Annotated in this window: 18 protein-coding genes and 5 tRNA genes; 3 read left to right on the forward strand and 20 right to left on the reverse strand. The window is 43.2% G+C overall.

Annotation, left to right across the window (positions count from 1 at the left end; all coding sequences use genetic code 11):
- The first annotated feature begins 18 nt into the window (after positions 1–18).
- The 3 genes from GWR56_RS01485 (at position 19) to miaA (ending at position 3,135) form a co-directional block, all read left to right on the forward strand.
- Positions 19–1,431: a CCA tRNA nucleotidyltransferase gene (locus GWR56_RS01485; protein WP_162429426.1), complete on the forward strand. Its 1,413-nt coding sequence runs from the start codon at positions 19–21 to the stop codon at positions 1,429–1,431.
- Between the two features lie 39 nt (positions 1,432–1,470).
- Positions 1,471–2,121 (forward strand): plasmid pRiA4b ORF-3 family protein, encoded by a 651-nt coding sequence (locus tag GWR56_RS01490; protein WP_162429427.1) that lies wholly within the window; start codon positions 1,471–1,473, stop codon positions 2,119–2,121.
- Between the two features lie 72 nt (positions 2,122–2,193).
- Positions 2,194–3,135, forward strand: a complete 942-nt coding sequence (gene miaA / locus GWR56_RS01495; protein ID WP_238395283.1) for a tRNA (adenosine(37)-N6)-dimethylallyltransferase MiaA — start codon at positions 2,194–2,196, stop codon at positions 3,133–3,135.
- A 182-nt stretch (positions 3,136–3,317) separates the two neighbouring features.
- Here the strand turns inward: miaA and rfbA are convergent, their stop codons facing one another.
- The 20 genes from rfbA to GWR56_RS01595 form a co-directional block, all read right to left on the reverse strand.
- Entirely contained in the window at positions 3,318–4,184 is an 867-nt protein-coding gene (gene rfbA / locus GWR56_RS01500) for a glucose-1-phosphate thymidylyltransferase RfbA (RefSeq protein ID WP_162429428.1), read from the reverse strand.
- A 6-nt stretch (positions 4,185–4,190) separates the two neighbouring features.
- A complete protein-coding gene (gene rfbD / locus GWR56_RS01505; protein ID WP_370463808.1) occupies positions 4,191–5,063 on the reverse strand; it encodes a dTDP-4-dehydrorhamnose reductase in 873 nt (290 codons plus the stop codon).
- A gap of 34 nt (positions 5,064–5,097) precedes the next feature.
- Positions 5,098–6,033 (reverse strand): GDP-L-fucose synthase, encoded by a 936-nt coding sequence (locus tag GWR56_RS01510; RefSeq protein ID WP_162429429.1) that lies wholly within the window; start codon positions 6,031–6,033, stop codon positions 5,098–5,100.
- Positions 6,034–6,138: 105 nt separating this feature from the next.
- Positions 6,139–6,450 (reverse strand): DUF3467 domain-containing protein, encoded by a 312-nt coding sequence (locus tag GWR56_RS01515; RefSeq protein WP_202925362.1) that lies wholly within the window; start codon positions 6,448–6,450, stop codon positions 6,139–6,141.
- Between the two features lie 69 nt (positions 6,451–6,519).
- Positions 6,520–10,806 (reverse strand): DNA-directed RNA polymerase subunit beta', encoded by a 4,287-nt coding sequence (gene rpoC / locus GWR56_RS01520; RefSeq protein ID WP_162429430.1) that lies wholly within the window; start codon positions 10,804–10,806, stop codon positions 6,520–6,522.
- A 102-nt stretch (positions 10,807–10,908) separates the two neighbouring features.
- The gene (gene rpoB, locus GWR56_RS01525; RefSeq protein ID WP_162429431.1) at positions 10,909–14,712 is read right to left on the reverse strand and encodes a DNA-directed RNA polymerase subunit beta; all 3,804 of its coding nucleotides are present in this window, start codon (positions 14,710–14,712) and stop codon (positions 10,909–10,911) included.
- Between the two features lie 202 nt (positions 14,713–14,914).
- Positions 14,915–15,301 carry a 50S ribosomal protein L7/L12 gene (gene rplL, locus GWR56_RS01530; protein WP_162429432.1) on the reverse strand — a complete coding sequence of 129 codons (387 nt, stop codon included), beginning with the start codon at positions 15,299–15,301 and terminating at the stop codon, positions 14,915–14,917.
- 62 nt (positions 15,302–15,363) lie between these two features.
- Positions 15,364–15,882, reverse strand: coding sequence for a 50S ribosomal protein L10 (gene rplJ, locus GWR56_RS01535; protein ID WP_162429433.1), 519 nt, complete (start codon positions 15,880–15,882; stop codon positions 15,364–15,366).
- 2 nt (positions 15,883–15,884) lie between these two features.
- Positions 15,885–16,583, reverse strand: coding sequence for a 50S ribosomal protein L1 (gene rplA, locus GWR56_RS01540; RefSeq protein ID WP_162429434.1), 699 nt, complete (start codon positions 16,581–16,583; stop codon positions 15,885–15,887).
- Between the two features lie 27 nt (positions 16,584–16,610).
- Positions 16,611–17,051, reverse strand: a complete 441-nt coding sequence (gene rplK, locus GWR56_RS01545) for a 50S ribosomal protein L11 (RefSeq protein WP_162429435.1) — start codon at positions 17,049–17,051, stop codon at positions 16,611–16,613.
- Positions 17,052–17,249: 198 nt separating this feature from the next.
- Positions 17,250–17,792: a transcription termination/antitermination protein NusG gene (gene nusG, locus GWR56_RS01550; RefSeq protein ID WP_162429436.1), complete on the reverse strand. Its 543-nt coding sequence runs from the start codon at positions 17,790–17,792 to the stop codon at positions 17,250–17,252.
- A 10-nt stretch (positions 17,793–17,802) separates the two neighbouring features.
- On the reverse strand, positions 17,803–17,997 hold the full coding sequence (secE, locus tag GWR56_RS01555; protein WP_162429437.1) for a preprotein translocase subunit SecE: 195 nt from the start codon (positions 17,995–17,997) through the stop codon (positions 17,803–17,805).
- 16 nt (positions 17,998–18,013) lie between these two features.
- Positions 18,014–18,084: transfer RNA gene (locus tag GWR56_RS01560), tRNA-Trp, on the reverse strand.
- A 125-nt stretch (positions 18,085–18,209) separates the two neighbouring features.
- The gene (gene tuf / locus GWR56_RS01565) at positions 18,210–19,397 is read right to left on the reverse strand and encodes an elongation factor Tu (RefSeq protein WP_162429438.1); all 1,188 of its coding nucleotides are present in this window, start codon (positions 19,395–19,397) and stop codon (positions 18,210–18,212) included.
- A gap of 58 nt (positions 19,398–19,455) precedes the next feature.
- Positions 19,456–19,527: transfer RNA gene (locus tag GWR56_RS01570), tRNA-Thr, on the reverse strand.
- A 98-nt stretch (positions 19,528–19,625) separates the two neighbouring features.
- Positions 19,626–19,698: transfer RNA gene (locus GWR56_RS01575), tRNA-Gly, on the reverse strand.
- A 79-nt stretch (positions 19,699–19,777) separates the two neighbouring features.
- A tRNA-Tyr gene (locus GWR56_RS01580) sits at positions 19,778–19,858 on the reverse strand.
- Positions 19,859–19,922: 64 nt separating this feature from the next.
- Positions 19,923–19,995, reverse strand: a tRNA-Thr gene (locus tag GWR56_RS01585).
- A 243-nt stretch (positions 19,996–20,238) separates the two neighbouring features.
- Positions 20,239–20,586, reverse strand: coding sequence for a ribosome hibernation-promoting factor, HPF/YfiA family (gene hpf / locus GWR56_RS01590; RefSeq protein ID WP_162429439.1), 348 nt, complete (start codon positions 20,584–20,586; stop codon positions 20,239–20,241).
- Between the two features lie 12 nt (positions 20,587–20,598).
- Entirely contained in the window at positions 20,599–21,513 is a 915-nt protein-coding gene (locus GWR56_RS01595; RefSeq protein WP_162429440.1) for a tyrosine-type recombinase/integrase, read from the reverse strand.
- Positions 21,514–21,548: the final 35 nt, after the last annotated feature.

Consider the following 21,548-nt stretch of genomic DNA (forward strand, 5'->3'; position numbering starts at 1 on the left):
CCTGTTTGCGGCCTTTATATGAAAAAACACCTGCAACATCCGGTATTTTCTGTTATTTCAAAACTTGCTGCCGAACAAGATGTACAGGCTTACGCAATAGGCGGTTACGTGCGCGATATCTTTCTGAACCGCCCCTCAAAAGATATTGATATTGTAATACTGGGCAACGGCATTGCCTTTGCCGAAGCTGTTGCCGCCAGGCTGAACGTTAAGGTATCGGTATTTAAGAACTTTGGGACCGCTATGCTGCGTTACCAGGATGTAGAAGTGGAATTTGTAGGTGCGCGTAAAGAAAGTTACCGTTCAGATTCGCGCAAACCAATTGTTGAAAATGGCACGCTCGAAGACGACCAAAAACGCCGCGATTTCACTTTAAATGCACTCGCCATCGCACTTCATCCCTCGCAATTCGGCGAACTGATAGACCCGTTTGATGGTATTGCCGATCTAAAAGCCAGGTTGATCCGCACACCGCTAAACCCGGTTGAAACTTTTTCTGACGACCCGCTGCGTATGATGCGCGCCATTAGATTCGCTTCGCAGCTTAATTTCAGGATTGATGACGAAGCTATTGCGGCAATAAAAAGCAATCTTCACCGCATCAAAATAGTATCGCAGGAGCGCATCACCGACGAGTTGAATAAGATCATCCTGTCGCCAAAACCGTCAGTAGGGTTTAATTATCTGTTCGATACCGGCCTGCTCGACCTTATTTTTCCGCAGATGGCTGCTTTGTACGGCGTTGAAGTCATAAATGGCAAAGGGCACAAAGACAATTTTTATCATACCCTGCACGTGCTTGATAATATCTGCGAAACCACCGACGACCTATGGCTGCGCTGGGCGGCCATTTTGCATGATATTGCCAAACCCCCTACCAAACGTTTTGAACCCGGCCACGGATGGACATTTCATGGCCACGAGGATAAGGGCGCCCGTATGGTACCTAAGATATTTGCACAGCTCAAGCTGCCGCTTAACGAAAAAATGAAGCTGGTGCAAAAGCTGGTGCAGCTTCACTTACGCCCTATAGTGCTGTCTCAGTCTATAGTTACGGATTCGGCTGTGCGCAGGCTGCTATTCGAGGCCGGCGACGATATCGAGGCGCTGATGTTATTATGTAAAGCAGACGTAACCACAAAAAACGAATATAAGATCAAAAAATACCGCAATAATTTTGAATTAGTTCAGCAAAAATTAAAAGACGTTGAAGAGCGCGACAGCATACGTAACTGGCAGCCGCCGGTAACCGGCCTGGATATTATGCAATTATTTGGTATTGGCGAAGGCCGCGAGGTAGGTATTATAAAAAATAAAATACGCGAGGCGATACTGGAAGGCGAAATACCCAACGAACGGGAGGCAGCGATAAATTTTACAATTGAAAAAGGCGCAGAAATTGGCTTGAAAGTTGTTGCAAACACAAATTAATATAAACATTACTATTTTTGACAAAAAACTACTTATACAATGGCACTATACAGGTTCAGGGTTACTTTTGAAGATTATGATGACGTTACCCGGGATATCGATGTAAAATCTAACCAGACATTCGAAGATCTTCATAAAGCTATACACCAGTCTACCGGTTATAACTATGAGTATCCATCCTCGTTCTACATCAGTAACGACCAATGGATGAAGGGCGAAGAGATCACTTATATGCCAAACCAAAAAAGGATAGACCGCAAAATACCTTTAATGGATAAAATAAAGCTGAGCAGTTTTATCGACGATCCGCATCAAAAATTCTACTATACCTTTAATTTCGACAGGCCATTTGATTTTCATGTGGAATTGATGAAAATTATACTTGACGAAGCGCCGGGTGTAACCTATCCGGCTGTTGTACGCTCAATCGGGGAGGCTCCAAAGCAATTCGGCAATGTATTTAATCCGGCAGCTGCCGCAACTGCCGAAACCCCTGATGAAGATTTCGACTTTTTGAACGAGATGGCCTACAATCATGATGATGCAGACGACTTTTCTGAAGTAACTGACTCGGGAGTGGATGACGAGGAAGAAACCAAAGCTGACGAGGTGGAAGAAGAAGATGAGTTTGGCTTTGGCGATGATGAAGGCTTTGAAGAAGATGACAAACCGGGCCGCGACGATTATTAATTTTCAGTTCATAGACCATAGCCGATAGTCAATAGCCAATAGCTATTGTGGTAACCTATTAACTTGTTATCTATGGACTATCGACCCTCGACTATGGACTTCACAAACAAAACCCTTATTGTAATTGCCGGGCCTACGGCGAGCGGGAAAACTGCTGCTGCTATACAGTTGGCACAGCATTACCATACGGTTATCGTATCGGCCGATTCGAGACAATTTTTTCGCGAAATGTCTGTAGGTACGGCAAAACCCACTGATGAAGAATTAGCTGCCGCCCCGCATTATTTCATTAATTCGCATAGCGTAACACAGCCTTTTTCAGTAGGTGATTTTGAGCGCGAGTGTATCCGATTACTCGAAAAACTTTTTGAACAACACGACGTGGTGATACTTGTTGGCGGATCGGGCCTTTACATTAAAGCAGTTACCGAAGGGTTTGATGAGCTGCCGACAGCAGACGCTATTATACGCGAGCGGCTAAATGCCGAACTGGCCGCAAACGGCCTATTTCCATTACAGGAACGATTGAAAAATGCCGACCCCACATATTACGCTTCGGCTGACATAAATAACCCCCAGCGTGTTATAAGGGCATTAGAGGTGTATGAGGCTACCGGCAACCCCATATCATCTTATCAAAAACAAACTATTAACGGCCGCCCGTTTAATACCATCAAGTTTGGTCTGAACATGCCGCGCGAGGAACTTTACGACAGGATCAATAAACGTGTTGACATCATGGTGCAGGATGGTTTGGTAGAAGAAGTGGCGGCGTTAACTCCATTTCGCCAATACAACGCATTAAACACGGTGGGATATTCTGAACTGTTCGATTATTTTGACGGGAAGACAGACCTTGATACAGCCATCGACCGGATAAAACAAAACACCCGCCGCTTTGCCAAAAGGCAGCTTACGTGGTTTCGTAAGGATAAAGAGATCATCTGGATGGACGCCCGCGATGAAAAGCTTGCGGAAAATATGATTGTGATGGCAAAATCACTAAATCGCTAATATTCAACTATATATAGTGTTCACGTTCGGCGCACGACCACGCGTGAACAGTCGTGAACACTTGATTATCAGCATATTAAATAAAAAAGGTGAAAACACCAGCGTGAACGCTTAACGTAGGCCTTCCCGGAAAGATGCTTAGTGAATATATACGCAAACCGCTAACTAAAACTGCAAATTGCCTACCGGTTGTCCAATACTGACTGAATATACGCCCCGTAACCGCTTTTAACGTACTTATCAGCCAAAGCCTGCAATTGGCCGGCGTCAATATAGCCCATCAGATAAGCCACTTCTTCGATGCAGCCTATTTTTTTTGCCTGGCGCTTTTCTATCACCCTAACAAATTCGGTTGCATCACTCAATGAATCGAAAGTGCCTGTATCAAGCCAGGCTGTGCCCCTGTCCATTACGCCCACGTGCAGGTTGCCCTGCTCCAGGTAAACGCGGTTAACATCAGTTATCTCGTATTCGCCGCGTGCAGATGGTGCTATGTTTTTAGCTATCTCTACAACGGTGTTATCGTAAAAATACAATCCCGGAACGGCAAACTTTGACTTTGGCTGCGCAGGCTTCTCTTCTATCGAAACCGCTTTCAAATCCTTATCAAATTCTACAACGCCATAACGTTCCGGGTCGGCCACCGGATAGGCAAATATGGCCGCGCCGTTTACGTCATTAAAACTTTGTATCAGCTTGCTAAACCCCGAACCGTAAAATATGTTGTCGCCTAAAACAAGTGCTACCTTATCGTTGCCAATAAAATCGGCGCCGATAACAAATGCTTGTGCAAGGCCGTTCGGCTTCTCCTGTATAGCATATTCAAAGCGGCAGCCAATTTCCTGGCCGGTACCTAACAAGCGCACAAACCCCGGGTTATCCTCAGCAGTGGTAATGATCAATATCTCGTTTATCCCCGCCAGCATCAATACCGATAACGGATAGTATATCATCGGCTTATCATAAATAGGCATCAACTGCTTGCTTATGGCTTTTGTTATGGGATAAAGCCTTGTGCCTGATCCGCCTGCTAATATGATACCTTTCATTGATAGTTAGTTATTTTGATCGCTATTTAACCTGTCAATACAAATGGCAAGGCTATCCTGCCATTCGGGGATATTAATATTAAATGTCCGCTTTATTTTTGATTTATCCATAACAGCATATGCGGGCCTTTTGGCCGGCGTTGGGTATTCTGTGGTGGGTATAGGCAGCACATTTACCTGCGTATTTGCCAGCTTATGTATGGCTACCGCAAAATCAAACCAGGTAGCCTGGCCTGCATTGCTATAATGATACAGGCCGTATTTATCGCTTTTTGATACGATGATGGTGTTGAGCACCCTTGCAAGATCGATAGCGTATGTTGGTGTGCCGGTTTGGTCGTTTATTACCTTTATTTCGCCTTTTTCCCTGCCTATTCGTAAAATGGTTTTTACAAAATTGTTCCCGAATTCGGAGTAAAGCCAGCCGGTACGGATAATGAAATATTTTTGTAACGCCCCGGGTATAGCCTGCTCGCCCTCCAGTTTGCTTTGCCCGTATACACTTATAGGGTTGGTGGGGCTTTGTTCGGTAAGCGGTGCTTGTCCCCCGCCGCCGAAAACAAAATCGGTTGATATATGCAGCAGGGTTACGTCAAAAGCATTGCATAACCGGGCTAAATTCTCTACTCCTGTTTTATTTACGGCGAAAGCGGTATCAGCGTCGCTCTCAGCTTTATCAACCGCCGTGTAAGCAGCGCAATTGATGCAATAAGCCGGTTTATACATATCAAATAATTTACTGATGGCTCCGGTGTCAAGTATATTACCCTCCGTTTCACCGGGGAAAATGTAATTGTCAAGCTTTTGCTCATCGGCAATGGTTTTTAAGCATTGCCCTAACTGACCGGAAGCACCAAAAACAATTATTTTGTTCATCATCCAATAGGTTACAAACTGTATTTATAATAACTGTTTACCGCTCTACATGTTTCACCAGGAAATCCTGATAAGCAAGCCGAATACCTTCTTCCAATTCGGTTTTGTATGCCCAGCCTAATGCGGTCAGTTTAGAAACATCCATTAACTTGCGTGGTGTGCCGTCAGGTTTAGTGGCGTCAAATCGTATTTCGCCGTTATAGCCAATTATATCTTTAACAAGCAAGGCAAGATCTTTTATAGAGATCTCTTTACCGCTGCCTATATTTATAAAACCGGCATCGTTAAAGTTTTGCATCAGGTAGTAGCAGGCTTCGGCAAGGTCATCGGCAAACAAAAATTCGCGCAAGGGCGACCCGCTCCCCCAGATAACAACTTCGGGTGTAGCACTTACTTTAGCCTCATGAAAACGGCGGATCAGCGCGGGCAGCACATGCGAGTTTTGCGGGTGATAGTTATCGTTATACCCGTAAAGGTTTGTAGGCATAACAGATATATAATTGCAACCATATTGCGCGCGGTAAGCATCGCACATTTTTATGCCGGCTATCTTAGCTATCGCGTAGGGCTCGTTAGTAGGTTCCAGCAACCCTGTCAGCAACGCGTCTTCCTTTAAGGGTTGTGGCGCCAGTTTTGGGTAGATACAGCTGGAGCCCAGGAACATCAATTTTTTCACATCATTTAAATATGATGAATTGATTATGTTGTTTTGTATCTGCAGGTTATCATACAAAAACTCGGCACGGTAGGTATTGTTAGCTACTATACCCCCTACTTTGGCGGCGGCTAAAAAAACGTATTCTGGTTTTTCCTGCTTAAAAAAATCAGCCACAGCCTGCTGGTTGCGCAGGTCAAGCTCGGCCGATGTACGGGCGACAAAATTTGTAAAACCTTCGGCTTGCAGCTTACGCATAATGGCCGAACCCACCATGCCCCGGTGACCGGCAATGTATATTTTAGCGTTTTTATTCATTAAGTTGGTTCATTTGTTCATTGGTTCATCAGTTCATTGGCGGGCTGCGGCAAATTCAGTAAGCTTTGCACTAACAAACTAATGAACAAGTGAACTAATAAACTATTACGCCTGCCCCATTGTACCGCCAAAATTCATGGGGAAGCCGGTTGGCTCGTTCTGAATTTTTATACGGCCGTTAACAGCTTCAAATTTCTCTAAATTATCTTCCAAGGCCGTTAACAGGCGCTTAGCGTGCTCGGGTGTAAGCACAACACGCGATTTAACTTTTGCCTTAGGAACACCCGGCATAACGCGAATAAAATCGAGCACAAACTCCGAGCTGGAGTGTGTTATGATAGCCAGGTTGGCGTAAACCCCTTCGGCCACCTCTTCAGAAAGCTCAATGTTGATCTGGTTTTCGTTTTGTTCTTCCATGATAGTATAAAAATAGCAAAGCCTTCCGTTTTCACAGAAGGCTTTGCAAAAGTATTTAAAAAAATCTGATTAAGCTTCCACTTCCTCAGTTTTTGAAGCCATCAGGCGGTCAAACTCTTCCTGAGAACCTACGCGGATATTTTCGTATTCGCGTAAACCGGTTCCTGACGGTATTAAGTGACCAACAATAACGTTTTCTTTCAGGCCAAGCATCAGGTCTTTTTTACCTGCTATGGCTGCTTCGTTCAGTACCTTGGTAGTTTCCTGGAACGATGCGGCTGAAATGAACGATTTTGTACCTAATGATGCCCTGGTAATCCCTTGCAACATAGGGCTCGAAGTGGCTGCGATGGCATCCCTTACTTCAACCAGTTTTAAATCTTTACGTTTTAAAATGGAGTTTTCGTCCCTTAGTTTTCTCAGAGAGATGATCTGACCGGCTTTTAAAGTTGCTGAATCACCCGGATCAACAACCACTTTCTTGTCGAATATCTCATCGTTCTCTGTCATGAAGTCCCAGCTATCTACTGCTTCCCTTTCAAGGAAACGGGTATCACCGGCATCTTCAATGGCAACCTTCTGCATCATTTGGTGAACAATCACCTCAAAGTGCTTATCATTAATCTTCACACCCTGTAAACGGTAAACTTCCTGTATACCGTTAACAAGATATTCCTGTACGGCAGCAGGGCCTTTAATTGCAAGGATATCTGCCGGCGAGATAGAACCATCAGACAATGGCATACCTGCTTTAACAAAGTCGTTGTCCTGTACAAGGATGTGTTTTGATAATGGCACCAGGTACTTTTTAACCTGGCCATCTTTACTTTCGATGGTTATTTCGCGGTTACCACGTTTAACACCACCTAAAGTTACCACGCCATCAATTTCGGTTACTACAGCCGGGTTAGATGGGTTACGTGCTTCAAATAACTCTGTTACACGTGGTAAACCACCTGTAATATCTCGCGTTTTACCGGTTGAACGAGGGATTTTGGCGATAACCTGTCCGGTTTGCAGTTTTTCACCTTCTTCAACAGAAATGTGGGCACCTACCGGTATGTTGTATCCTTTTATAATGTTGCCTTTATTATCGGTTATTTGTATAACAGGGTTTTTAGTTTTATCCCTGGTATCAATAATAACCTTTTCGCGGTGGCCGGTTTGCTCGTCGCTTTCTTCGCGGAAGGTAATTCCTTCTAACACCGATTCGAACGTTGTGGTACCAGCAAATTCAGAGATAATAACCGCATTGTACGGATCCCATGAACAGATACGGTCGCCTTTGGTTATTTTGCTTCCATCTTTTACATACAGGTATGAACCATACGGGATGTTGTTGGTAACAATAACCTTATTTGTACCCGGCTCGATGATACGGAACTCGCCCGAACGGCCTAATACCACATCAACCATACCTTCTTCGGTATTGTACTCAACGGTACGTACGTTCTCAAATTCGATGATACCATCAAACCTTGCATTTATCTGCGACTCGGCCGCGATGTTTGACGCGGTACCACCCACGTGGAATGTACGCAGTGTTAACTGGGTACCCGGCTCACCGATTGACTGTGCAGCAATTACCCCAACAGCCTCGCCCATTTGCACACGTTTACCGCTTGCAAGGTTACGGCCATAACATAAGGCACATACGCCACGTTTGCTTTCGCAAGTTAATACCGAACGTATTTCGACACCTTCAAGCGGAGAGTTCTCTACTTTTTTGGCAATTTCTTCAGTAATATCTTCACCTGCGGCAACAATCAGCTCGCTGGTAATAGGATCATGAACATCATGTAGCGCTGTACGGCCTAAAATACGGTCATATAACGGCTCTACAATATCCTCGTTATCTTTTAGCGCAGTTGTGTATATACCACGTAAAGTACCGCAATCAACCTCACCTACGATCATATCCTGTGCAACGTCATGTAAACGACGGGTTAGGTAACCGGCATCCGCAGTTTTCAACGCTGTATCCGCCAAACCTTTACGTGCACCGTGGGTTGAGATGAAGTACTCTAATACCGACAATCCTTCTTTAAAGTTTGAAAGGATAGGGTTTTCGATGATCTCGCCGCCCGAGCCTGATTTTTGAGGTTTAGCCATCAAACCACGCATACCTGCCAGCTGACGGATCTGCTCTTTAGAACCACGCGCACCCGAGTCAAGCATCATGTAAACAGAGTTAAAGCCCTGGTTATCGTTGCTCAGGATGTTCATCACATTGGCTGTTAAGCGGTTGTTGATACGTGTCCAGATATCGATGATCTGATTATAACGCTCGTTGTTGGTGATGAAACCCATGTTATAGTTGTTCATCACATCCTCAACTTCTTTTGAAGCCTGTGCTATCAAAGTAACCTTTTCTTCAGGGATGTTGATATCCATCAGGTTAAATGATAAACCACCCTGGAACGCCATCTTAAAGCCTAACTCCTTAATATCATCAAGGAACTGGGCCGCACGCGCCATACCGGTGGTTTTAACAACCTCGCCGATAATATCGCGTAACGATTTTTTTGTTAAAAGCTCGTTAATGTAACCAAGTTCTTCAGGCACGTGCTGGTTAAACAACACACGCCCTACGGTGGTCTCAATTATTTTAGAAACGATGTTACCATCGCGTTCTCTGATCTTTCCTTTAACCTTGATAAAGGCATGCAGGTCAATTTTCCTTTCGTTATAAGCGATGATCACCTCTTCGGCCGAATAGAAAGTTAAGCCCTGCCCTTTTACCACACGTGTTTCATCAGTTTTACGGCCTTTGGTTATGTAATATAAACCAAGCACCATGTCCTGCGAAGGTACAGTAATAGGCGTGCCGTTTGCCGGGTTAAGGATGTTATGCGATGCAAGCATTAATACCTGGGCTTCCAAAATTGCTGCGTTACCTAGTGGTACGTGCACAGCCATCTGGTCACCGTCAAAATCCGCGTTAAAGGCGGTACAGGTTAACGGGTGCAATTGTATAGCCTTACCTTCAACCAGTTTTGGCTGAAATGCCTGGATACCCAACCTGTGCAGCGTAGGCGCACGGTTTAATAATACAGGGTGGCCTTTTAATACGTTTTCCAAAATGTCCCAAACTAATGGGTCTTTACGGTCAACTATTTTTTTAGCAGATTTTACCGTTTTAACCACACCACGCTCAATCATTTTGCGGATGATAAATGGTTTAAACAGCTCGGCTGCCATATCTTTTGGTAAACCGCACTCGTGTAATTTAAGGTTTGGCCCTACAACAATTACCGAACGTGCCGAGTAATCCACACGTTTACCCAATAAGTTTTGGCGGAAACGGCCTTGTTTACCTTTCAGGATATCCGAAAGCGATTTTAAGGCACGGTTACCTTCGGTTTTTACCGCGTTAACTTTACGTGAGTTATCAAATAACGAATCTACAGCTTCCTGAAGCATACGTTTTTCGTTACGTAAAATAACCTCAGGCGCTTTTATCTCGATCAAACGTTTTAAACGGTTGTTACGGATAATTACACGGCGGTATAAGTCGTTCAGATCGGAAGTAGCGAAACGGCCACCTTCCAACGGTACCAGCGGGCGCAATTCAGGAGGTATAACCGGAACGATCTTAACGATCATCCACGATGGGTTATTTTCGATCCTTGTAGCCGCACCACGGAAAGCTTCAACAACCTGCAGGCGTTTTAACGCCTCGTTTTTACGTTGCTGAGAGGTTTCGTTAGCTGCCTGGTGGCGAAGGTTGTATGAAAGCTCATCAAGGTCGATGCGTTTCAATAACTCTTCAAGCGCCTCGGCACCCATTTTTGCCACAAATTTTTGCGGATCTTTATCATCCAGGTATTGGTTTTCTTTTGGTAAAGTATCCAATATATCCAGGTATTCTTCTTCTGTCAGGAAATCCATTTTCGAGATCCCGTCAGCTTCTTTAATACCTGGCTGAATAACTACATATCTTTCATAATAAATGATCAGGTCGAGCCTTTTGGTAGGTAAGCCCAGCAGGTAACCAATTTTATTTGGCAACGAGCGGAAATACCAGATATGCGCAACAGGCACCACCAGGTTGATGTGGCCCATACGCTCGCGGCGTACCTTCTTTTCAGTTACTTCAACACCGCAACGGTCGCAAACTATACCCTTGTAACGGATACGTTTGTATTTACCGCAATGGCATTCGTAATCTTTAACCGGGCCAAAAATACGCTCGCAAAACAAACCATCACGTTCAGGCTTGTAGGTACGGTAGTTAATGGTCTCAGGTTTTAAAACCTCACCGCTTGAACGCTCAAGTATAGATTCGGGAGAAGCTAAACTGATGGTAATTGTGGTGAAATTACTCTTGATTTTGTTATCCTTTTTGTAAGACATAGTCTACTTTGATTTTTTGAGTTGTTGAAATGTTGAAAGGTTTTAAGGTTGAAATGTTCCGGGCGGTTAACCTTACAACATTTCAACCTTTAACATTACAACTTATTCTAAAGTGATATCCAAACCTAAACCTCTTAGCTCATGAACCAATACGTTGAATGATTCAGGAACAGATGGGGTTGGCAGGTTTTCACCTTTAACAATAGCTTCGTAGGTTTTGGCACGGCCAATAACATCATCCGATTTAACGGTCAATATTTCCTGCAGGATGTTTGCAGCACCAAATGCTTCTAACGCCCAAACCTCCATCTCACCAAAACGCTGACCACCAAACTGTGCTTTACCACCCAATGGCTGTTGTGTAATTAATGAGTATGGCCCGATAGAACGCGCGTGCATCTTATCGTCAACCATGTGGCCCAGTTTTAACATGTAGATGATACCTACAGTTGTTTGCTGGTCAAAACGGTCGCCTGTTAAGCCATTGTATAAATAGGTACGGCCCGATGCCGGTAAGTTTGCCTTCGCAATCCACTCCTCAACCTCTTCATGGCTTGCACCATCAAAAATAGGGGTAGCGAATTTAACACCAAGCTCTTTACCTGCCCAGCCTAAAACGGTTTCGTAGATCTGGCCAAGGTTCATACGTGAAGGTACACCCAGTGGGTTCAACACAATATCAACCGGGGTACCATCTTCTAAGAAAGGCATATCCTCGTCGCGTACAATACGCGCAACAATACCTTTGTTACCGTGGCGGCCCGCCATTTTATCACCCACTTTAAGCTTACGCTTTTTAGCGATATAAACTTTAGCCATCTGAACTATGCCCGATGGAAGCTCGTCACCAACACTAATGGCAAACTTATCGCGGCGGTAAGCGCCCAGCTCTTCGTTTACCTTAATGTTATAGTTGTGAAGCAACGTTTTTATCTGTTCGTTCTTATCTTCATCAGTGGTCCATTTTGTTGGGTTGATGTTTTCGTAGTTAAGCTCGGTCAGAATCTTCTGGGTGAACTTAACGCCTTTGGCAACAAACAGCTCTTTGTAAACATTGTAAACACCTTGCGATGTTTTGCCGTTAACTATCTCGAATAACTTTTCGATCAAAGTATTTTTAAGATCTTTTACAGCTTTATCGTGTTTAGCGTCAAGTTTTTCAATTTGTGCTTTTTCTTCTGCCTTAGTGGTTTTCTTAGCACGGCTGAATAGTTTTGTATCAATAACAACACCCGCGATAGAAGGCGGAGTTTTTAACGATGCGTCCTTAACGTCGCCTGCTTTATCACCAAATATGGCACGTAACAGTTTTTCTTCCGGTGAAGGGTCTGATTCGCCTTTTGGCGTGATCTTACCTATCAGGATGTCGCCTTCTTTAACCTCTGCGCCTACACGGATGATACCGTCTTCGTCAAGGTCTTTGGTGGCTTCTTCTGATACGTTAGGGATATCCGGCGTCAATTCTTCTTCGCCGCGTTTTGTATCACGCACTTCCAATTCAAATTCTTCAACGTGAAGCGATGTGAATATATCCTGCGATACTACACGCTCAGATATAACGATCGCATCCTCAAAGTTGTAACCCTGCCAAGGCATGAATGCCACTTTAAGGTTACGACCTAAAGCAAGCTCGCCATTCTGGGTTGCGTAGCCTTCGCAAAGCACCTGTCCTTTTTCAACACGCTGGCCTTTTTTAACAATAGGCTTTAAGTTGATGGTGGTGCTTTGGTTGGTCTTTTTAAATTTGGTTAATATATAACTCTTGGTATCGCCTTCAAATGAAACCAAACGATCAAGTTCGTTGCGGTCATATTTGATCTTGATCTCGTTAGCATCAACATACTCAACCACACCATCGCCTTCGGCGTTGATAAGGGTACGAGAATCTTTTGCTACGCGGCCTTCCAAACCTGTACCTACAATTGGCGCCTCGGGGCGTAACAATGGTACGGCCTGGCGCTGCATGTTAGATCCCATCAGGGCACGGTTAGCATCATCATGCTCCAGGAACGGAATTAATGATGCAGCTATTGACGTGATCTGGTTTGGAGCAATATCCATCAGGTCAAGTCTTTCAGGCTCAATGATCGGGAAGTCGCCTTCGAAACGTGCTTTTACACGTGGGTTGGCAAATACCCCTTTATCATCGTAGTAAGCGTTAGCCTGGCCAATGGTTTTACCGTCTTCATCTTCAGCAGATAAATAGATAACCGGCTCATCAACCTGTACCTTACCTTCAACAACGCGTTTGTATGGTGTTTCGATGAAGCCTAAATTGTTGATCTTGGCATGTACGCAAAGCGATGATATCAAACCAATGTTCGGCCCTTCCGGGGTTTCGATGGTACACAACCTACCGTAGTGGGTGTAGTGAACGTCACGAACCTCGAAACCTGCACGCTCGCGTGATAAACCGCCGGGCCCTAAGGCTGACAGACGACGCTTGTGCGTTATCTCTGCCAGTGGGTTGGTTTGGTCCATGAACTGCGATAGCTGGTTGGTACCGAAGAACGAATTGATAACCGACGAAAGTGTACGCGCGTTGATCAGATCAGTTGGTGTGAACACCTCGTTGTCACGAATGTTCATACGCTCGCGGATGGTACGTGCCATACGCGCTAAACCAACACCAAACTGTGCATAAAGCTGCTCGCCAACGGTACGAACACGACGGTTTGACAAGTGATCGATATCATCCACCTCGGCTTTTGAGTTGATGAGCTTGATCAGGTATTTCACAATCGCGATGATATCCTGCTTGGTTAATACTTTTGTTTCGTCAGAAGTATTCAGCTTTAATTTACGGTTGATGCGGTAACGGCCCACATCGCCCAGGTCATATCTTTTATCAGAGAAGAATAAACGATCGATGATACCACGTGCTGTTTCCTCATCAGGTGGTTCGGCGTTACGCAGCTGGCGGTAAATGTGCTCAACCGCTTCTTTCTCCGAGTTCGAAGTATCTTTTTGTAAAGTATTATATATAATAGTATAATCACCGCTGGTGGCCGCATCTTCCTTGTTAAGGATGATGGTTTTTACACCGGCATCAATGATCATATCGATATGGTCGTCTTCCAATACGGTTTCGCGCTCAAGGATGATCTCGTTACGGTCAATAGATACCACTTCACCGGTATCTTCGTCCACAAAGTCCTCAACCCATTTTTTAAGCACCCTTGCAGCAAGTTTACGGCCTATAAATTTCTTTAAACCGCTTTTGCTTACTTTTACCTCGTCTGCAAGTTCAAACAATTCTAATATATCTTTATCAGAATCGTATCCAATCGCACGAAGGAGTGTGGTAACCGGGAATTTCTTTTTACGGTCTATATAAGCATACATCACGTTGTTAACGTCTGTAGCGAACTCAATCCACGAACCTTTAAAAGGTATAACACGGGCCGAGTATAATTTTGTACCGTTAGTGTGGCGGCTTTGGCCAAAGAATACGCCTGGCGAACGGTGCAACTGCGATACAATTACACGCTCGGCGCCATTGATCACAAAGGTACCTTTAGGTGTCATGTAAGGGATGGTTCCCAGGTACACGTCCTGTACAATCGTTTCAAAGTCTTCGTGTTCGGCATCATTACATGATAAACGAAGCTTTGCTTTTAATGGCACACTGTAAGTTAACCCGCGCTCGATACACTCGCGTATATCGTAACGTGGCGGATCAATAAAATAATCAAGAAACTCTAAAACGAAGATGTTCCTCGAATCTGAAATAGGAAAATTTTCGGCAAATACTTTAAACAACCCTTCTTTATAGCGGTTGTCTGAGGTGGTTTCCAATTGAAAAAATTCCTGGAAAGATTGTAACTGTACATCCAGGAAATCCGGGTAATCAAGTACCTTTCTGCTGGTTGCAAAGTTTACTCTTTGGTTATTATTGTTTGCCAAGGTATTATAATTTTAGTTTATTAAACCTGTGTTTAGATATGAGATATCGGACGTGAGATTTGAGACAGACGTTGAAATCTTTTATGTTTTGACGCAAGAATCTCATATCTCATATCTTACGTCTCAAATCTAAAGTATATAAACAGCAATAGACCCCGACCAAAAATGGTCGGAGTCTGATGCTATTGTGCGTGTGGTTAAATTATTTAACCTCAACTACCGCTCCGGCTTCCTCTAATTGAGTTTTCAAAGACTGAGCTTCTTCTTTAGTTACGCCGGTTTTAACCTCTTTAGGTGCACCGTCAACTAAATCTTTAGCTTCTTTCAAGCCCAGACCGGTTAAATCTTTCACTAATTTAACTACAGCTAATTTTGAACCACCTGCTTCTTTCAGGATTACGTCAAATGCTGTTTGCTCAGCTGCAGCTGCAGGAGCGTCGTCGCCGCCACCGGCAGCAGGACCTGCAACAGCAACAGCTGCAGCAGCTGGCTCAATGCCATACTCATCTTTCAGGATTTGAGCTAATTCGTTTACTTCTTTTACTGTTAAGTTAACTAACTGTTCAGCAAAGGCTTTTAAATCTGCCATTTTATTTAAATTTTACTTTTAATACTTTTTGTTTTTAATGTCCAAACTTATAGGTGTTTGGATTAACCTCTTTCTTGTAATGTTTTTACAACACCTGCTAGTATATTTCCGCCTGATTGTAATGCAGAAATAACGTTCTTGGCTGGTGATTGCAATAAGCCAACTATCTCGCCTATCAGTTGTTCTTTTGATTTTAGTTTTATCAAAGTATCTAACTGATTGTCGCCAATGAAGATCGCCGAATCAATGTACGCTGCTTTTAAAAGCGGTTTGTCGCCTGTTTTTCTCAGTTTCTTGATCAGCTTTGCCGGGGCAGTTGCTGACTTTGAGAAAAGAATAGATGATGAACCTTTTAATACGTCAAACATCGGAGCAAAATCACCGCCTGCTGCTTCCATAGCTTTTTTAATTAAGCTGTTTTTTGCAACCTGCATGGTGATCTCATTTTCAAAGCATTGACGACGGATCGAATTTACTTTTGCAACCGTTAGATCAGCAGTATCGGTAATATAAAAGTTACCGTACTCTTTAATCTGATCAGTAAGGGCCAGAACAAGGTCGTGTTTTTCTTCTTTATTCATGATTAGATCCCCGCTACTGATTTAGTTTCAATTGTAATTCCCGGCGACATGGTTGAAGAGATATGTATGCTCTTAAAATATGTGCCTTTTGCTGCCGATGGTTTTAATTTAGAGATGGTTTGCAATACTTCTAATGCGTTCTCGTAAATTTTATCAGCAGTGAAAGATGCTTTTCCTATTGAAGTGTGGATGATACCGGTTTTATCAACCTTGAAATCGATCTTACCACCTTTTACGTCAGCAACAGCTTTACCAACTTCTGGTGTTACTGTTCCTGATTTAGGGTTAGGCATTAGGTTACGCGGGCCTAAAATTCTGCCCAAACGTCCTACCTTAGCCATAACACTTGGCATAGTGATGATAATATCAACATCAGTCCATCCGCCTTCAATCTTGGCAATATAATCATCCAAACCTACGTAATCTGCACCTGCATCCTTAGCTTCTTGTTCCTTATCAGGAGTACAAAGCACTAATACACGTACAGTTTTACCGGTTCCATGAGGTAGTGTTGCTATACCACGCACCATTTGATTGGCTTTGCGAGGGTCAACACCTAAACGTACATCAATATCAACTGACGAATCAAACTTGGTATTGGTTAATTCCTTTACCAATGCTGATGCATCTTGTAGGGTATACGATTTGTTAGCCTCAATTTTGGAGAGTGCCGCTTTTTGATTTTTTGTTAATCTAGCCACTGTCTTAAACTGATTTGTATAAATTAATTAATTCCAGGGTGCCGTACCTGATACGGTTATCCCCATACTGCGGGCAGTACCTGCCACCATTCTCATGGCTGATTCTACTGTAAATGCATTCAAATCAGTCATTTTATCTTTGGCTATGGTCTCAACCTGCTCCCAGTTTACACTGGCAACTTTTTTACGGTTGGGCTCTGCCGAACCACTCTTTAAGCCTGTTGCTTCTAAAAGCTGTATAGCCACCGGAGGGGTTTTAATGATAAAATCGAAAGACTTGTCGACATAAACAGTAATTACTACAGGTAGCACTTTACCAGGTTTATCCTGGGTACGTGCGTTGAACTGCTTGCAAAACTCCATAATGTTCACCCCTTTTGCACCCAATGCAGGGCCAATTGGTGGAGATGGGTTTGCAGCGCCGCCCTTCACTTGTAGCTTTACCATCGCACCGACTTCTTTTGCCATTTTGATTTGTTTTAATTATAACTCAATGTTAGTAAGTGGAAGCTAAGTAACATTTAAGATCTTTAGATTTGAGATGCTAGATACGAGATATGAGACTCATGTTCGCTTATTCAAACCTTTATTTTGTTATATATATTGTTTAGCTTTTTCAACATGACCTTTAGATGTTTCTCACATCTAAAATCTCATATCTCAAATCTATTCTTTCTCTACCTGCATGTAATTCAATTCAAGCGGCGTACGGCGCCCAAATATCTTTACCATTACTTTTAATTTCTTTTTCTCTTCGTTCACCTCTTCAATCACACCGCTAAACCCGTTGAATGGCCCGTCCATTACTTTAACGTTCTCGCCAACGTAATACGGCACGTTCATGGTTTCGCCCTGCGTGCTCATTTCATCAACCTTACCTAAAATACGGTTAACTTCGGCCTGGCGTAAAGGGATAGCGTTCCCTTGCTTATCGCCCAAGAAACCAATCACACTGTTTACGTTTTTTATAATGTGTTCCAGTTCACCATCAAGGGCGGCTTCCATCAGTACATAACCCGGAAAATAATTGCGCTCTTTGGCAATTTTTTTTCCATCGCGCATCTGGTAGTATTTTTCGGTAGGGATAAGTACCTGAGGCACTAAATGCGTTATACCTAATCTGCTTATCTCAGCGTCTATATATTGCTTTACCTTTTTTTCTTTACCACTTATGGCCCTAACCACGTACCATTTTAATTGATCACTCATCTATTTATAATTAGGCTAGTGAAGTATAAAACTGATTAAGCAAGTAGCCGATGATCTGGTCCATACCAAATATGATCAGCGCAATAATGATCGAAGCTATCAGTACTAAAACCGCGCTGTTTTGCAATTCTCTCCATGTTGGCCAGGTTACTTTCTCGGTCAACTCTATGTACGATTCTTTAATGTATTCAGCTACGCCTGCCATTTTATTATTGCTTATGCACGGGAACAAGGATTCGAACCCTGATCAAAGGTTTTGGAGACCTCTATTCTACCATTGAACTATTCCCGTGTATACTATCTTCAAAAAGCTGAAGATTTGTATTGTGTTTGCTTATTGTGAATAAAGTACCGAGACCAAAGCCCCGGTACTTTACACAAAATTAACCGTTTGCTACCCTGTTTAAGGGTAAGTATTTATGCTAATATTTCAGTTACCTGACCAGCACCTACAGTTCTGCCACCTTCACGGATAGCGAAACGCAGACCTTTTTCCATAGCGATAGCGTTGATCAGCTTTACAGTGATGGTAACGTTATCACCAGGCATAACCATTTCTACACCTTCGGCCAATGAAATTTCACCGGTTACGTCAGTTGTACGGAAATAGAATTGCGGACGGTATTTGTTGAAGAATGGAGTGTGACGGCCACCTTCTGCTTTTGATAATACGTAAACTTCTGCTTTAAAGTCAGTGTGCGGGTTAACTGAACCTGGTTTGCAAATAACCATACCCCTGCGGATATCAGTTTTTTCAATACCACGTAACAATAAACCTACGTTATCACCAGCTTCGCCGCGGTCAAGGATCTTGCGGAACATCTCAACACCTGTTACGGTTGATTTTAAGTTCTCGGCACCCATACCTAAGATGTCAACAGGCTCGCCTGAGTTGATAACACCACGCTCGATACGACCGGTTGCAACAGTACCACGACCAGTGATCGAGAATACGTCTTCAACAGGCATCAAGAAAGGAAGATCAGTTAAACGTGGAGGGATTGGAATGTAGCTATCTACAGCATCCATCAACTCCATAATTTTACCTACCCATTTAGCATCGCCGTTTAGACCGCCTAATGCAGAACCTTGGATAACAGGGATATCATCGCCAGGGAAATCGTAGAATGATAATAATTCGCGGATCTCCATTTCAACTAATTCTAATAATTCCGGATCATCAACCATGTCCACTTTGTTCATGAACACAACCAATGAAGGTACACCTACCTGACGTGCAAGCAGGATGTGCTCGCGGGTTTGAGGCATCGGACCATCAGTAGCAGCAACCACAATGATAGCACCATCCATCTGTGCAGCACCTGTAACCATGTTTTTTACATAGTCAGCGTGGCCCGGACAGTCAACGTGTGCATAGTGACGGTTTGCTGTTGAATATTCAACGTGAGCGGTATTGATTGTAATACCACGCTCTTTTTCTTCAGGAGCAGAGTCAATTGAATCAAATGAACGTGCTTCTGTTAAACCAGCGTCAGCTAATACTTTAGTGATAGCTGCGGTAAGGGTTGTTTTACCGTGGTCAACGTGACCGATTGTACCGATGTTTAAGTGCGGCTTACTGCGGTCAAACTTTTCTTTTGCCATGATTTATTTTGTTTGTAGGTTAATTTATTTAAACGTAATGTACTATTTAAAGTATCTGAGCCAACAATGGGATTTGAACCCATGACCTCTTCCTTACCAAGGAAGTGCTCTACCCCTGAGCTACGTCGGCTAATATTTTAGTTCATTTGTTCACGTGTTTAATAGTTCATTGGTATTTGCCGCCTGGCACAAATGAACTAATGAACCAAACAACCAGTGAACCATCCGAGCGGAAGACGAGGTTCGAACTCGCGACCTATAGCTTGGAAGGCTATCGCTCTACCAACTGAGCTACTTCCGCTTTTTTAAAACCTAAAACACTAAACTCTAAACCCTAAAACAATTTTTAGAATTTAGAATTTAGCTTTTAGAATTTAAAGTGGGGGGAGAAGGATTCGAACCTTCGTAGCCGAAGCAACGGATTTACAGTCCGTCCCATTTGACCGCTCTGGTATCCCCCCATTGTTGATTTCGGATCGGTGATGCTCAATTGGAAGCTAAGCATCACATTTCCGAAATAAACAGAGCCTCCTATCGGGATCGAACCAATGACCTACTGATTACAAGTCAGTCGCTCTACCAGCTGAGCTAAGGAGGCTTAAATTGTTTACCATTACCTTGTTACCTTTTAAGGCCTTCAGGATTTTGGCTGCAAATTAATATTGCGCTATTTTTTTCTTTTTAAAGAACCACCCCTTTTAATAAATCAGAGATGATTAAACCCTCTCTGAAAGGGATTGCAAATCTACAAAAATTTAAAGCTGTACAAAATTTTTTTCCAAAAAAAATCGGCAGGCTTTAAACCTGCCGATCCGGGCACAAAATTTACCCTGTTATATGCTTAAAAATCATCCTCTTCCGTTACCAGGGCTGCTTTTTTAGCAGCATCGGCAGCTATGGCTTTTTTTGTTTTATGTTTTTCTATCTGTTTACGAAGGCTTTCTACCACCAGGTCCGTTGCCTCTTCAAACGTTTTACACTTTTCTTTTGCAAAAATTTGATTACCAGGCAGCATAAGCTTTATCTCGGATATCTTATTGGCCTCATCCTCTACGTTCTCCAGTTTTAAATACACTTCGCCGCTTATAATGTGATCAAAAAAAGTTTCCAGCTTATCTACCTTTTTTTGAATAAAATCCAACAACTTCTGATCTGCATTGAAATGAATAGATTGCACGGTAATTTTCATTTTTCCTCCTTTTTATGCCTTTGGATGGGCTTGTTTATAAATAGATTTAAGTCGTTCAACAGAATTGTGCGTATAAATTTGTGTGGCACTAAGGTTTGCGTGGCCAAGCAATTCTTTTATAGCATTCAGATCGGCGCCTTTATTTAACAGGCTTGTTGCAAACGTGTGCCTTAACACGTGAGGGCTTTTTTTATCCTGGGTTGATATGTAAGACAAATATTTATGCACTATTAAATATATAAGTTTCGGATATGCATCCGCGCCTTTATTTGTAACGATTAATGTTACGGAATTGTTATTAAAATTTTCACTTTTCTTTGCCTCTACATACCGCTTTATAAGACTTACCAACTCGCTGTTAAGTGGTATAATCCTCTGTTTGTTGCGTTTACCCAAAACTTTGATGGTGTTCTCGTATAAATCGATATCGGGGTGTTTTACACCGGTAATTTCGGCAAGGCGCATGCCGGTGCCGAAAAGCATCTCGATAACGAGTTTATCGCGCAAGCCGGCAAAGTTATCCGTAAATATGTACTCGTCCCGGATGTTGAGCCGGCCATCAAGCATCTGTGTTAACTTGTCGCCGTCAACTACTGCAGGTAAATTTCTGGGTATCCTGGGGGCGTTTATTCGTGAAGTTGGATTGCCCGCTATCACGCCTTCCTGCATCAAAAATTTAAAGTATTTGCGCAGGGTGGCAATTTTGCGGTTAACTGAGCGGGCAGTTAAGCCGTCGTCCATCTGCTGCGCCATCCAGTTACGGATATCGTGATGAGTTATCTCTGAGGGGTGTAAAACGGGGGGTGTACCATCAGGCGGATTTAAAAATAACAGAAATTGATCAAGATCTGACTGGTAGGCCGCTACCGTATGGGGTGAGTATCGCTTCTCGAACCTGATGTATTGAATAAACCTTTCTGAAAACATAAAAACTATTTGAACACCCAATAAATTGAATGTAC

Source organism: Mucilaginibacter sp. 14171R-50 (assembly GCF_010093045.1).
In the GTDB taxonomy this organism is placed as follows: domain Bacteria; phylum Bacteroidota; class Bacteroidia; order Sphingobacteriales; family Sphingobacteriaceae; genus Mucilaginibacter.